12 protein-coding genes are annotated in these 14,278 nt (G+C 44.8%); 6 read left to right on the forward strand and 6 right to left on the reverse strand.

Annotated elements, in window-relative coordinates; all coding sequences use genetic code 11:
• Positions 1–426: D-Ala-D-Ala carboxypeptidase family metallohydrolase (locus IQQ51_RS27500; protein WP_228013112.1), on the forward strand; the 426-nt coding region annotated here is incomplete at its 5' end.
• A gap of 166 nt (positions 427–592) precedes the next feature.
• Positions 593–829 (forward strand): hypothetical protein, encoded by a 237-nt coding sequence (locus tag IQQ51_RS21630; protein WP_048608901.1) that lies wholly within the window; start codon positions 593–595, stop codon positions 827–829.
• Between the two features lie 32 nt (positions 830–861).
• Here IQQ51_RS21630 and IQQ51_RS21635 read toward each other — a convergent pair whose 3' ends face one another.
• Positions 862–3,426, reverse strand: a complete 2,565-nt coding sequence (locus IQQ51_RS21635) for a hybrid sensor histidine kinase/response regulator (RefSeq protein WP_193842136.1) — start codon at positions 3,424–3,426, stop codon at positions 862–864.
• A gap of 893 nt (positions 3,427–4,319) precedes the next feature.
• On the opposite strand from IQQ51_RS21635, the gene IQQ51_RS21640 reads away from it, so the two are divergent.
• Complete coding sequence (locus IQQ51_RS21640; protein ID WP_193842107.1) at positions 4,320–5,756, forward strand: glyceraldehyde-3-phosphate dehydrogenase; 1,437 nt, start codon at positions 4,320–4,322, stop codon at positions 5,754–5,756.
• A gap of 239 nt (positions 5,757–5,995) precedes the next feature.
• On the opposite strand, the gene IQQ51_RS21645 is transcribed toward IQQ51_RS21640, so the two are convergent.
• Together IQQ51_RS21645 and hcp are read right to left on the reverse strand one after the other, a co-directional pair.
• A complete protein-coding gene (locus IQQ51_RS21645) occupies positions 5,996–7,051 on the reverse strand; it encodes a hybrid-cluster NAD(P)-dependent oxidoreductase (protein WP_193842108.1) in 1,056 nt (351 codons plus the stop codon).
• A gap of 101 nt (positions 7,052–7,152) precedes the next feature.
• Complete coding sequence (hcp, locus tag IQQ51_RS21650) at positions 7,153–8,814, reverse strand: hydroxylamine reductase (RefSeq protein WP_048612892.1); 1,662 nt, start codon at positions 8,812–8,814, stop codon at positions 7,153–7,155.
• Between the two features lie 273 nt (positions 8,815–9,087).
• Between hcp and IQQ51_RS21655 the strand changes: the two genes are divergently transcribed.
• Entirely contained in the window at positions 9,088–9,318 is a 231-nt protein-coding gene (locus IQQ51_RS21655; protein ID WP_017061777.1) for a hypothetical protein, read from the forward strand.
• 53 nt (positions 9,319–9,371) lie between these two features.
• Positions 9,372–10,535 carry an alpha/beta hydrolase gene (locus tag IQQ51_RS21660; protein ID WP_193842109.1) on the forward strand — a complete coding sequence of 388 codons (1,164 nt, stop codon included), beginning with the start codon at positions 9,372–9,374 and terminating at the stop codon, positions 10,533–10,535.
• A gap of 95 nt (positions 10,536–10,630) precedes the next feature.
• Here the strand turns inward: IQQ51_RS21660 and IQQ51_RS21665 are convergent, their stop codons facing one another.
• The 3 genes from IQQ51_RS21665 to IQQ51_RS21675 all read right to left on the reverse strand — a co-directional run bounded on the left by IQQ51_RS21665 (position 10,631) and on the right by IQQ51_RS21675 (position 12,748).
• Positions 10,631–11,245: a LysE family translocator gene (locus IQQ51_RS21665; RefSeq protein ID WP_050052408.1), complete on the reverse strand. Its 615-nt coding sequence runs from the start codon at positions 11,243–11,245 to the stop codon at positions 10,631–10,633.
• A gap of 127 nt (positions 11,246–11,372) precedes the next feature.
• Positions 11,373–12,293, reverse strand: coding sequence for a LysR family transcriptional regulator (locus tag IQQ51_RS21670; protein ID WP_050653891.1), 921 nt, complete (start codon positions 12,291–12,293; stop codon positions 11,373–11,375).
• Positions 12,287–12,748: an Lrp/AsnC family transcriptional regulator gene (locus IQQ51_RS21675; RefSeq protein ID WP_048608920.1), complete on the reverse strand. Its 462-nt coding sequence runs from the start codon at positions 12,746–12,748 to the stop codon at positions 12,287–12,289. Before IQQ51_RS21675 ends, IQQ51_RS21670 begins: the two co-directional genes overlap by 7 nt.
• 254 nt (positions 12,749–13,002) lie before the next feature.
• On the opposite strand from IQQ51_RS21675, the gene yjeH reads away from it, so the two are divergent.
• Positions 13,003–14,268, forward strand: a complete 1,266-nt coding sequence (yjeH, locus tag IQQ51_RS21680) for an L-methionine/branched-chain amino acid transporter (protein WP_193842110.1) — start codon at positions 13,003–13,005, stop codon at positions 14,266–14,268.
• Positions 14,269–14,278: the final 10 nt, after the last annotated feature.

The following is a 14,278-nucleotide window of genomic DNA, read 5'->3' on the forward strand; positions in this document are numbered from 1 at the left end:
GGCCAGCAGCTCAAAGACGCCGGCATTACGCAGAGTATGCCTTTGCATCTCGTTCTGCTGCAAGGGACAGACTGGGCAATGAGCAACACCACCTTGTTTACCCTGCCTGATAAGAAAAACGTACCCAACATGATCAAGACGTTGAAGTACATACAACAATACATTGAACCAGAAATTGGCGTCGTGATTCCCGTGTCTGGTGAACGCTCTAAGCTCTATAACCAACAAGCTGGCGGTGCACTGCGAAGCAAGCACTTAGAGTTCTGTGCCTTAGACCTCGTGCCTGCAAATGACATTACTCGTGAAGATCTACACGTGAAACTTAAGAAGATTCATTCGGAATTCGGGCAAAAAAATAACGTTGGGCTGGGTTTATATTCTGGTGTTCGATTCCACATCGATACGTGTGGGTTTAGACAATGGTAAAGAAACACGATCGAGTCATAAAGACTTATAATTAGCACGTGTCATTTTAACTCTAAAAATAGATAAAATTACATAAGATTATGATTTTAAATGCAAATTAAAACTGGAACGCTAATTGCTATTAATAACAAGTATCATAATTATTAATAGCAATTAGGAATTCAATATGAAGACGATGACTCAACGCTTTCAAACTCTGCTTTCTGTTTCAAACTTCAGTCTAGCTATCACAACTTTGCTTATGCTTCTCAGTATTATCGTTGCTTATCCAATGGCCGATCACTTCTCACTGCCAATTCAAATCGTCGCCCATATCAGCACCATCTTAGTCGCAGCCTTGCTAAAAATCAGCTATGTCGGTCGTTGCCTTGCACAATACAACCTTGGATTAGAAGTTCGTTAAGTAGCGCCACGCTAGCCTTGATACGAATGCCCTTAGACAATATCAAGGCTACTAAAAAGATCGTACAGCTGATGAGATTTATAGGGTTTCGGTAAGTAGGCGTTCATACCGGCTTCAAAACAGTCTTTGATGTCTTCTTCCAGAACACTGGCGGTTAAAGCAATGATGGGTAATGGTGTGACTTGTTGATCTGCTTCCCACTGACGAATCGCACGAGTCGCCGTTATACCATCCATAACAGGCATCATGCAATCCATCAAAATGGCATCAAACTGAGCTCCTTGGGTGATGACATCCACCGCTTCTTGGCCATTACTGGCAATCAAATATTCATAACCCGCTTGCTCAAGGAAGAAGCTCGCTATTTTTTGATTCATCAGATTGTCTTCAACGATCAAAATGCGTCGATTCAGAGAGCGAACCTCTTCATCTTTTGCTTCCACTTCAGGAGTTTGCTCTTCACCGACATCGAGAGATTGTAAGCTAGTTAAGAAGCGTCGGCCTAAGAATGGCAAGGTATGAGTCGAGTGGACCGTCTCTGTGATTAGGTTGGTTTTAAATAGATGGTGCTGACACACGATGACGCGAGCAAGAGGATATATCGCCTTCAACGTCGCAAGATCTTTCTCCATAGAATGATGCAAGGTATGACAATAAAGTATGAAGTCGCTTTCTTTGACACTTTCACTCAGAGCAGAAATGGATGACACCACATTGGCTCGAACATTCAAACGCTCACACTCTTTGACAAGCTGATCAAGGTAATTGAAAGAGTTCGAGATGATGGTCGCTCTACTCAGGTTATCGAAAGTTTGAGCTGGCGCTTCTACAACATCGACATACAAACAAAACGTGAATGTAGAGCCCTCTCCTTTCACTGAACGCGCAGTAATGTAACCACCCATCAAATCAACAAGCTGACGACAAATCGCAAGCCCTAGCCCCGTACCACCAAATTGACGTGTAATGCTGCCATCTTCTTGAGTGAAAGGTTCAAATATGGATTCTAACTTCTCTGGCTCAATCCCAATCCCGGTATCAGACACACTGCATTCAAGCTTGCCTCTACCCAAAGACATAGGTGTGTATGCAATGTCCGTCGTAATCGTGCCCTTTGACGTAAATTTGATGGCGTTAGACAGCAAATTGGTCAGCACCTGCCTCACACGGTACTCATCGAAAAACAGCTGCGGTGGAGTTTGGGAATCGATATTGATGTCGAGTTCGATATCCTTACTTATCGCTTTGGATAAAATCACACTTACTGAGTCGTAAACCGCCTCTCTCAGATCAGCGTTGTGTGGCGATAGCATTAAGTTGCCCGACTCGATTTTGGACAGGTCAAGAATGTCATTAAGCAGAACCAGTAATGAGTGAGAAGACGATTCGATATCTCCTAACACTTCTTGTTGATTTGGGCTCAGTTGACTTTGAGATAAGATCTCAGCCATGCCAATGATCCCGTTGAGTGGCGTGCGGATTTCATGTGACATGTTGGCTAAGAATGCGCTCTTGGCCTTGTTAGCCGAAATTGCATCTTCCTTTGCTTCTACTAACTCTTTGTTATGTTGATAGTTGCGCTCCATCACTCGATTCAAAGTTTCAGTGAACTCGGCAAGTTCATCGTTGCCTTGAATATGAATAACCTTGGGCTTGCCGTAGCTATCCGCGCATTCCGACACGCCTTTCAAAATAATCGACAGGTTTCTGTTTAAACGCAGAGACGTCGCGACCCCAAGCCACATCAGAACACCAGAAGCGATAAGTATAAGCAACGTCATGACCAAGGTTTGTCTTTTCTGCAACGCGATATTCTTGGTCAGCTCAAACTGTATTTGATTGGTGTAAGCGCCAATCGCTTTTGAAATCGCCCGTTTTTTAAGCTCTAAGCTTTTCAAGTGTTGATATATTTCGGGTGATGAAAAGTCCCCTTTGAGGATTCGTGATGTGAACTTGTCTTGGAATTCATCCTTGGCGACAGCGTTTAACAACAGTCTAATGTTTGGAGAACGCGTATCCGAACGGAAAAAGGTATCTAATAGCTGTTGCTGCCTCTCAAGAGCACCGACATAGCTAAGCAAGTATTGGTTTTTAAACTCTGGCGAGCGATACAAACTGAAACTTAACCACGCTTCTCTCTGAGTCCAAAACACGTAATGCGTAAGATTGATGAACATCGCATCCGCTTGACCAATATTTTCATCGACTAAGGCCATGCGATATTCAGACAGCTCTATTAGAACGTCTTTTAATAAGTCGAAAGCGCGCTCTGTCGATTGTCTGCTGTCTCTGGTTTCAGATGTACTAGCTAGGGTCATCAACAGCTTTTTCAATTCAGCTAACTGAGGATCAATACTCCAATTGCTGTCGAACTGTTGAAGTCGCATTCCATACTGAGTCAGTCTATCCAGTTCTGATTGCAACGTTAAAAGTAACTGACCTTTCTCAGGGAAGTCATTAGACAGCACCAACCATCGATAAGCATCACTTGATACCGTATTAAAAGATTGAAGCGCTTCGACCTTAATACGCGTTGTTTCAAGGTGATTCATCTTCTCATCGTTCTTAAGCACTTCATTCACTGTAAACCCGAACATAATGAGTACAGAAACCGTGGAAAGAAAAATAAGACGCCATCTAATTGACATATTTATCATTTTTATAACTACTCCCTTCCCGAAAGTAATTTACCTAACCCAAATTAAGAATAGGACATTAACAGGGGGTTATTGATCAAATTGGATATGAACAAACGATACTCTGAGCCCAGAACGAAAAATTAAAGCCAACTGGTATCCAGAAAAGAGCTTTAAAGCAGAAAGGCGTGCTTTTATTAAGACTGGTTTAAACAAGCGAGGTTTCAGAGAGCAAAATGTAAACAAAAGACGTTTTCTCCAGTTATTATCACCCGCATAACAAGTGAACGGCCACATTTCGCGGCTCAACTAGACTGTGAATAATGACTCTGCGCGCTAACAAAGCGGATAGTTAGGTTAAAATTGTGACATCCAATCGTTTGCGTAATGCACTTTTCACGCTCAAACTAGACTTATTAAAAGGTCGAACAACAATACTCGCTGATTCCCTTATTTGTCGTTTACTGTTTACGTGTAACTTGAGTTAGCGATCACACCTTTAATGTTCAATATGACCTGTATTACATATTATCTTTTGAATTGAGTATTTTTTGACGAAAAATAAGTGCTACAGATTGTTAAAGTCAATAGTCTTTATTGACGTTCAAATCTTGATTTATGGCTAATATAAAGCCAATTTACAGATATTTTGTCTGCATTTATTTTTCCTAGCAGAATAACCCGTCGTACCTTACAATCCTGCCACATAAAAATTACAAGTTACACACAAGGTATATCAGCACATTTAAGTGGCAATAAAGACCACAGCCTGATGCCTCAAATCCCCTATGCTGATTGGCTTCCCTACAACCGCCATGAATGCAGAAACTTAACGTGAAAGGTCCCGAGTAAAGATGAGTCCCGAAAAGCACCTCCTAGATTGGCAAACTAGTCAAACCATTGCTGAATCCATCGCTCCAACTTTAGGTCAGTTATACCGTCAAAAAGGCGTAGAAGTTATCCTCTTTGGTAAGACCTTAGTTAACGCGACAACTATCGACATCATCAAAGCTCACCGCATCGCAAAACGTTACACTGGTTCTCCTCTTACAGCAGAACAGACTCAACCTATCATTCAACACCTTCTCTCTATGGACTTATCTCCATGTCGTATTGACGTTGGTCGCCTTGCACATTCATTCTGGCAAGATCGCGAAGACACACACGGGTTGGATGATTTCCTACAAACTGCGCTAATTGAATCGCTTGAAGGCGATGCGATGACAGAACCTCGTGACGTTGTATTGTACGGTTTTGGTCGTATTGGCCGACTGCTCACTCGCCTGTTGATCGAGAAAAGTGGCCCGGGTTACCCACTGCGTTTACGTGCAATCGTTGTACGTGGCGGCAAAGATGGTGACCTAGAAAAACGTGCAAGCCTGCTTCGTCGTGACTCTGTACACGGCCAATTCAACGGCAGCATTGTTGTAGACCAAGAACGCAAAGCGATCATCGTTAACGGCAACTTCATCCAAGTTATCTACGCAAACAAACCAGAAGAAGTGGATTACACGACTTACGGTATTGAAAACGCACTTGTGGTTGATAACACAGGCGTATGGCGTGACGCGGAAGGCCTGAGCCAGCACGTTGCGTGTAACGGTGCGAAGAAAGTGCTACTGACTGCGCCGGGCAAAGGCGACATCAAGAACGTGGTATTTGGTGTAAATGAAAATGTTATTCAGTCAGAAGACACCATCATCTCTGCAGCAAGCTGTACTACTAACGCAATCACTCCAGTATTGAAAGCGGTTCACGACAAGTTTGGCGTGCTGTCTGGTCACATCGAAACGGTGCACTCATTTACCAATGATCAAAACCTAATCGATAACTTCCACTCGGGTGATCGTCGTGGTCGTGCTGCATCATTGAACATGGTTTTGACATCGACTGGCGCTGCTAAAGCAGTATCAAAAGCGATGCCGGAAATGGAAGGTAAGCTAACAGGTAATGCGATTCGCGTACCTACGCCAAACGTTTCAATGGCAGTAGCGAACCTAAACCTTGAGAAAGGCACAAACAAAGAAGAGTTGAACGAGTACCTACGAGAAATGGCGCTGTCTTCTGCTTTGTCTGCACAAATCGATTACACAGACTCGACTGAGATTGTATCTACGGACTTGGTTGGCTCTCGTCACCCAGGCGTGGTTGACGGTGTGGCGACTATCGCACAAGACAACCGTGCCGTGCTGTACATTTGGTACGATAACGAGTTTGGCTACAGCTGCCAAGTTGTTCACTGTATGGAACAGATGATGGGTGTACGCTACAAGACATACCCAGAAGTTTAATTAACTTCGCTCTTGTAGATACGTCCATCGCGACAAGCTCCACAACATAATAACTATATCTGCGAAGTCTGTATGGGCTTCGCAACCCCTTTTGTTTTACTCCCCCGTATAAACAAGAGGGTTGCCACTTAGATCTGCTCTCTCTAACTGATCTAGGTGGCCTTTTTACATCTAGCGCTCTAACTTTTATCGCTATGACAAGACCTTGTCTTCATCACTCTTGCACAGCTTCGCGTCTGTTATAACTCCACCTCAACATCTGACTGAATCGAACTTGAACATGCGAGCACGTAGCCCTGTTCAATCTGTTCTGGAGTCAATGTTTCTTGGCTGCTTGATTCCACAGATCCTTTGGTCACTTTGCACTTACACGAACCACAAATCCCACTACGACAAGCGATAATAATTGGAACGCCTGCTTTTTCTAATGAATCCGCCAATGGTGTGCCAGTTTCCGCTTCAACTTCAGCGCCGAACGCTGGCACAAATACCTTAACTGCACTATTCGTATCGTCAGCAACTTCGGCGTTTGACGCTTCTGATTGAGCATTCTGAGTAGCAGGAGTAAAGCTTTCTTGATAGAAGTTATCCATGTTGAACTCAAGCTCTTTCAGATAGCTCTCAATATCTTGCATGAAGCCGACAGGCCCACACAGGTAAACGGTTCTCTCTAAGATATCTGGGCTCAGTTTCACCAACCAGTTTTTATCTAAACGACCTTGAGGGGCGGTTGTTCCTTCGTTGTCTTTTAACAGCAGTTTTAAGTTGAAATTCGCATGTGATTCATCGAGCTGATGAAGTTCTTGAAAGTAGATAGTCTCAAGCTTGTTGCGTGCCATGTGGACGAAATCAATCTCGATGTCACTGTCTTGAGACAACCAATATTTTACCATCGCCATGACTGGTGTAATGCCACAGCCAGCACTCACTAGCGTTACTTTCTTTGTCGCCGTTGGCATGCAATCAATACAGTTAAACGCGCCTGCCGGCTTCAACACAGAAACCTCGTCACCTTCATCAAGCTCATCAACAATAAAGTTAGAAACCAAGCCACCTTCCACACGCTTGACCGTCAACTTCAGGCGGTTATCTTCGGGGCAAGAAGCCACTGAATAAGCACGGTAATCCGTTTTCGTCGGCATATCTAAACCCAAGGTGATGAACTGACCGGGCTTAAAATTGAAATGTAAGTCTTGTGGAATACTACCAAGCTCAAAGCTGACGGTATCTGGCGTCTCGTGCCATTTCTTTAAACACACTAAATTGATTGAATCGCTATCCGACCATGCATACATAGTTCACACACCTTACTGATACTAAAGAATTAAATTTAGAAAGCCCCGCCGCTGCACGTTCCTAGAGAACAGCAACAACGGGGCTTGGGAGTGGGCTTAGATTAAGCCGCTAAGATTGTTTTAAGATCTTGCTCTGGCGTTGAGATAGAACGCATGTCGAACTCGTCTTGAATAATCTTTAGTAGGTTCTCTGTTAGGAAAGCGGGTGCTGTTGGGCCGGTGTAGATACCTTTCACACCAAGAGCAAACAGAGTAAGCAGGATAACGATCGCTTTTTGCTCGAACCAAGATAAAACCAGCGTTAGTGGTAGTTCGTTGATGCCACAATCAAACTCTTGAGACAGTGCGATAGCAAGCTGAATCGCTGAGTAAGCATCGTTACATTGGCCAACATCGAGCAGACGCGGAATACCGTTAATGTCACCGAATTGGTTCTTGTTGAAACGGAATTTACCACACGCCAATGTTAGGATTACGGAATCTTCTGGTGCTTGCGCTGTGAAATCTGTGTAGTAGCTACGCTCAGATTTGTCGCCGTCACAGCCACCCACAAGGAAGAAGTGCTTGATGTTACCTTCTTTCACTTGTTCAACAACCGCAGGCGCAGCTTCCATCAAGGCATTGCGACCAAAGCCGACAGTGATCATTTGCTCGATCTCGTCATGCTTGAAGCCTTCTTGCGCAAGAGCACAATCGATCACTGCACTGAAATCGTCACCTTCAAGGTGAGCAACACCCGGCCAGCCTACGATGCTACGCGTAAATAGGCGGTCAGCGTACGAGCCCACATCAGGATTAAGCAGACAGTTAGATGTCATTACGATCGCACCAGGGAAGTTCGCAAATTCTTTTTGTTGGTTTTGCCAAGCGCTGCCGTAGTTACCCGCAAGGTGTGGGTACTTGTTCAGTTCAGGGTAACCGTGTGCAGGTAGCATCTCACCGTTGGTGTAAACATTAATGCCCTTGCCTTCCGTTTGTTGAAGGATCTTTTCTAGATCATGCAAGTCATGACCAGAAACAAGGATACAGTGACCTTGCTTCGTCTTCACATTCACGGTTGTTGGTTGAGGGTGACCGAAGGTATCTGTCTCGCCTTTATCCAGCATTTCCATGACTTTGTAGTTCATTAAGCCAATCTGCATAGACGTATCTAACAGTTGTTTTAGGTCTGATGGATCTGTACCTAGGAACGCCATGATTTCATGGTATTCAGCAAAGATAGCATTGTCAGTTTGACCAAGAACACGAGCGTGCTCCATGTAAGCTGCTGCACCTTTTAGCCCGTAAAGACAAAGAAGGCGAAGACCAATCACATCTTCGTGTTGAGAGTCGTGACCACGGTTTACCGCCGCTTGAGGGGCAAGCGCCAATAGCTCTGAAGAGTCCGTTGGAAGGTCGAATTGAGCAGCAGCAGAAAGCGCTGGGATCTCAAAACCAATCAATGTCGCTGCCGCGCGAACCTGCTGTTCTAAGCGCTGCTTAAATTCGTGAGATTGCTGTGCGAATTCGATGATACGAGCAGGATCGAAGTTAACGTTGGTCAGTGTTGCGAAAAACGCTTTTGGCGCCCACTCGTCGATTTCAGTATCAATAACATCACAAGCACGGCCTAAATTGGCCCAAAAAGAAACACCTTGAAGAGAATGCACCAACACGTCTTGAAGGTCGGATACTTCCGAAGTTTTACCACACATACCTTGTGCGAAAGAACAGCCTTTTACGGTTGGGGTTTGAATTGTTTGTTCACATTGAATACAGAACATATAAGGGCTCCAGTAATTTTTATTAACTGTAAGTACTTTGCTTACAGCGACTTATTCCAAACCCTATAGAGCATCAAGCGTGCCAACTTTTAACCTGTTGATTTTATTAGATTTAGTTTTATTCCATATTTTTAGTGCGTGATTATGACTACATATAAACTCCCTAACAGCACACATCCGTGTCATAGTGACTCTCAGAGATTTATTAACGGCGTTCATGTTTCGTTCAGAATAGAAGCGATAAAGTAACAACATAGAAAAAGAGGAATGAATATGAAAAATATATTAGTTACGATTGTTGCATTGTTTACTGGCCTTTTGGCGTTATTCACAAGCTTGATCCTTGCTATTCCTTTAGCTATTGCAGCTTTAATTACTGGCAAGCGCATTCAGAATCAAATGAAGAAACAAGGTTTCGCAGCTCATATGAACACTCGTCAGTCATCAACCAATGATGCCGGTGTTATTGAAGGTGAATACGAAGACCTTTCAAGCAAAAAGTAACCTAAACTTTAGTTTCAGACATAGTGAAAGCACAACAGAGACAAGATTACATAATGCAAAGAAAGCCCCTCCTAGCACTGCTGGCCTTAACGACTTTAAGTCTCGTTGGTTGTTCCAACGAGACAACGATACCCGCTTACGAAACATCTCCAGACTTACCTGGCTATCAGCAAGACAGCTTTGATGCCTACGTCAATGACACCCAAGATTGGTTATTGAAAAACCGCGTGTTCATGACAGAAGACAAGCAACTCGAGATCCAACTCAATTCACCAACCGAGTATCAACCAACCTCGCCAAACGGCAAGGCGGTGCTATTGGTTCATGGATTAGGCGACTCACCTTACTCATTTAAAGACATCGCTACCCATTTGGCAGAGCAAGGTTATTTAGTGAGAACTGTATTGCTTCCGGGTCACGGCAGTCGCGTGGGTGACTTAATGCAGCCGAACCTAGAAGATTGGCAAGGTGTGGTGGCTCATCATACAAAGTTACTTGAGCAAGAGTATGATTCTGTTTGGCTTGGCGGCTATTCAACCGGCGCGAACCTCGTGACTTCACAGGCGATGAACGATCCAAAGATCTCTGGGTTACTGCTGTTCTCACCTGCATTTCAACCGAGCTCGTCTGCCGTTCAATACGCGGGACTAGCAAGCTACTTTGTCACTTGGGCGGATCAAGATCCTGAAGACAATGTATTACGTTACAACTCACTGCCAATGAATGGTGCCTCGGTTTACTACGAAACATCTGAAGTCGTACGTGATGACTTACAAGATAAACACTTCGACAAACCAGTGTTTATTATGATGAGTGAAGGCGACAGCGTGATCGACACCAACTACGTTCAGCAAGCCTTTACTGAATCAATGCCGAATCCAAACAATGTGTTGATTTGGCAAGGGGAAACCACACTCGACGATCCTCGTGCTGTTCAGTACAGCATGAAGATCCCAGAGCAACGTATCTCGAACGGCTCTCACATGGGCTTACTGTTCTCACCAAGCAATCCTTACTACGGTATCAATGGTAGCGAGAAGATCTGCTCCAATGGTCAGGCAGAAGGGTTTGAAGAACAATGCAACGCAACCAGTGAGGTTTGGTACTCAGCTTGGGGCTATCGTGAAGAAGGGAAGAACCATGCGCGTTTGACCTACAACCCCTACTTCTCAGACTCAATGGCGAAGTTAGATGCCGTGCTGAACTCTGAAGGCTAACAAGCTAAAGCCTGTCGAAGCCAATCCATAGAAATCAAAAAGGCTCACTAGATAACGTCTAGTGAGCCTTTTTAGATCTTAAGGTCTAGTGATGACTAAATCATCCACACCACACGAACAGCAAGCAAGATCAACACCACGCCAGATAGTCGATCAATCAACTGAGCTTTCGAACGAATACGTTCAACAATCAACGGGCTAGACAGTACCAAGGTGATAAAGGTGTACCAAAGGCCGTCGACAATCAGTGGCGTTGAGACAATGATAACCTGGTTGGTCAGTTCATTACCTAGCGCAACAAATTGGCTAAACAGAGCGATGAAGAACAACGCGATCTTTGGGCTCAAGATAGAGATCAAGAAAGCTTCGCGAGCAGACTGCATGTAACTCATCTTCTCACCTGCTTCTAATTTAGCGGCAACACCACCTTTCGAACGCAACGCATTAACGCCAAGATAAAGCAGATAAGCAGCACCCGCTAAGCTAATACCTTTGAACAACATTGGGGATTGCTCAAGCACAACGGCTAAACCAACAATGGTTGCGAACGCATAAATACCGATACCAGCAGCGTGTGACCAAGCTGCGATAAGCCCGTTCATACGGCCACCAGCCAAACTGTGTTTAGCGATCATCGCCAAACTTGGGCCCGGAGACATTGCACCCAACAAGCAAATCGCTAATAAAGAAAACCAAATTGTTACTGTCATCATTCCATTCCTAATAAAATAAAGCGTTCTAGCTGAACGCTCTACGCTTAATACTCAATACTTGGCACTTACCATAATTTGCAGGAGGTATTATTTGAAATCAAAGATTATCATCACACCTATGATTTCAAGTCATACTGATATTGTAACTCGACTTTTGCATGGCTTGGAATGCTTTTTCTCGCGCCCATTTGTGGGCAGAGTCGTTGTCATATTTAGGGTGCCACATTAACCAATAGGTGTGCATTTCCGTATCAAATGGCAACGAAAAGTAGGTAGTATCGAGGTGTCGACCTAGGTTATAGGCGATATGCTCTGGCACGATCATCAGATAGTCGTCTTGCATTAACACAGTACCAGCGGATGAAAAGAACGGGACCTGTAAAGCCACTCTTCGCTTCAGCCCTTGCTTCTTCAATGCTATGTCCGCGTAGCTGTCTTTATCTCCGCCACCCGTCACTTTGATGTGAGAGTAGTGAACAATATCTTCTGCACTCAAAACAGCTTGTTGAGCCAATGGGTGCGACTTGCGCATCAAACACACCGACTTATCTTCGCCAAGTTTGATGCTTGAGACATGTTCAGGCTTCGTGGGAAACATGCTGGAAGCCAAGTGAATCCCCGACTCGTTCAGTGCTTCAAGGTAGTTTGGCTGCCACAAGCGATAAGCCAAATTAATGTTCGGCGCTTCAGCGGACACCTCTGCAACAATCACAGGAAGAATATACTGAGCCACATAATCACTCGAAGACAACACCAATTCACCCTGCCAGTCTTGCGGTTCGAAGGGTTTATCATCTAACAGGTGGTCAAACTCGCCAAGCAGGTCGTCGAGTTTGCCTTTAAGCAGAAGTGCGCGGTTGGTCGGCACCAGTTTGTTGCCGTCACGGACCAGCAAAGGGTCGCCACACAAATCACGTAACTGGCTGAGCTGACGGCTCACCGCGGATTGTGTGATATGCAGACGTTGGGCAGATCGGCTTACATGACACTCTTCAAGAAGCACATGCAGAGAGCGCAGTAAGTTTAAGTTGATATTGCCTAACATGAATGCACCGTCGCATTCTGTTTGTTGAAAAACTCGGTCAAAACCGTATGAGTCATTAAGTGACGCAGATCTGGGTAGCTTTGCAGCTGATCGCGAACTCGGTTCAAGCTCTCCATGCTTTCCACTTCAACATAAAGCATCATATCGGTCTCACCGCTAATCGAGTGACACCATTGCACCTCTTCGATACTCTGGATTTGTTTCGCGTAAGACTCACAACTATGGTCACTACTCGACATGTCGAACTTCAACAAGATATAAGCGCACACATTCTTCGTTTGGTTAGGCTCTGCCACTTGAGCGCAGTAGCCCGTAATCACTTTGTCGCTTTCCAGTTTCTTGATTCTGGCGTTCACTGCCGAACGTGAGAGGCTGACATCTCGGGCGATATCGCTTACTGAGCATCGTGCATTGGTTTTGAGAATATCCAAAATCTGGCGATCAAATTTATCCATGCTTCTGATTCTTTCCATTTATTGTTCTATTTATAACGCCTAATTTGACACAACTTTCCGACTTATAACAGCCATTCTGACAGCCGACACTTTCACGCTTAATCGGATTAATACCGTTAAAATGACGGTGTCTTACGACGTTTCGCTAGCTGTATTATTGATGTCGACAATGTATGCTCTCAATCATAACTTCACACACACCAGAAGAAAGTTACTGGAAGACCGTGACCAGAATCAAATAGCTAGGAGAGCGAATGACACAACTCAAACAAGAAATCACGCTTATTTCAGGAATCGGACAACTCTCGACGACCTTGCTAGGCACGGGATTATTTATGATTCCTGCGATCGCAGCAGGTATTGCGGGGCAGCTGTCACTGCTCGCGTGGTTAATCCTGTTTATCGCTATTTGCCCGATTGCACTGACCTTCGCAGCATTAGGAAAACGCTACCCGAATGCAGGTGGGACTGCCTACTTTGTGCGTCAGGCGTTCAGTGAGCGATTAGAAACAAGCGTGGCGTGGTTATTTGTGAGTGTTATTCCTGTCGGTATTCCAGCGGCCATTGCACTGGCAGGTGGTTTTGCTCAACAATTGTTACCCGCCCCCCTCGACACACAACTTGGCGCTCAATCCTTTACTGTAGCCCTGCTTATTGCCGTCAATTTGCTGGGCAGTAAATCTTCTGGTCGCCTACAAACGGTGATTGCGTTGTCGATTTTCGCCTTGGTTAGCGCTTTTGTTTGGAAAGCCGACATCACGGTAGCCGATGTTGCTCTTCCAGCCATCTCGTCCGATTCGATGTGGTCTATCGGCGCTGCGTTGGCTGTCATGTTTTGGTGCTTTGTCGGAATAGAAGCTTTTGCTCACATGGGAGAAGAGTTCAAAAATCCACAACGTGACTTCCCAATCGCGATCATTGCAGGCTGTTTTGTTGCGGGGCTAGTGTATTGGGCTTGTTCAGTAGTGATTCTTAAACTGGGTGCTTACGGTTCACCTGAATTCGACGCTGCATCCATCCCTTGGGTAACAGAACAACTGTTTGGTAATGGCTTCAAAACCGTCATCAGCGTGCTGGGTTTCTTTGCTTGCTTTGCTAGTCTGAACCTTTATACACAAAGCCTATCACGAATGATCTGGGCTCAAGCTCGCCAACACAGTCCTACAAGTCGAATGGCTCAACTGAACAGCCACGGCGTACCGCTTTATCCAACGTTAGCAATTGGCTTTGTCGTGCTTATTTCGTGTGTGATTGGTGAACTGTCTAATTTAGACCTTGAGTTCTTTCTCAAGCTCGCCAATGGTATTTTTGTTCTGGTTTATCTGCTCGCGATGTTAGCCGCTTGCCGATTACTGACAGGCGCATCTAGATACACAGCCATGCTTTCATTGGTCATCTGTACCTTGGTGTTTATCTGCTTAAGTTGGTCGATGCTCTATGCCGTGACTATTTTTGTGACATTGTCACTCCCTTGGCGAAAGTGGTCGGGTAAACCCACCGTTTCTGTCGACAAGCTGTAAACGATACCTA

Origin of the sequence: Vibrio sp. OPT18 (assembly GCF_015163615.1) — a bacterium.
Classification (GTDB): domain Bacteria; phylum Pseudomonadota; class Gammaproteobacteria; order Enterobacterales; family Vibrionaceae; genus Vibrio; species Vibrio coralliirubri.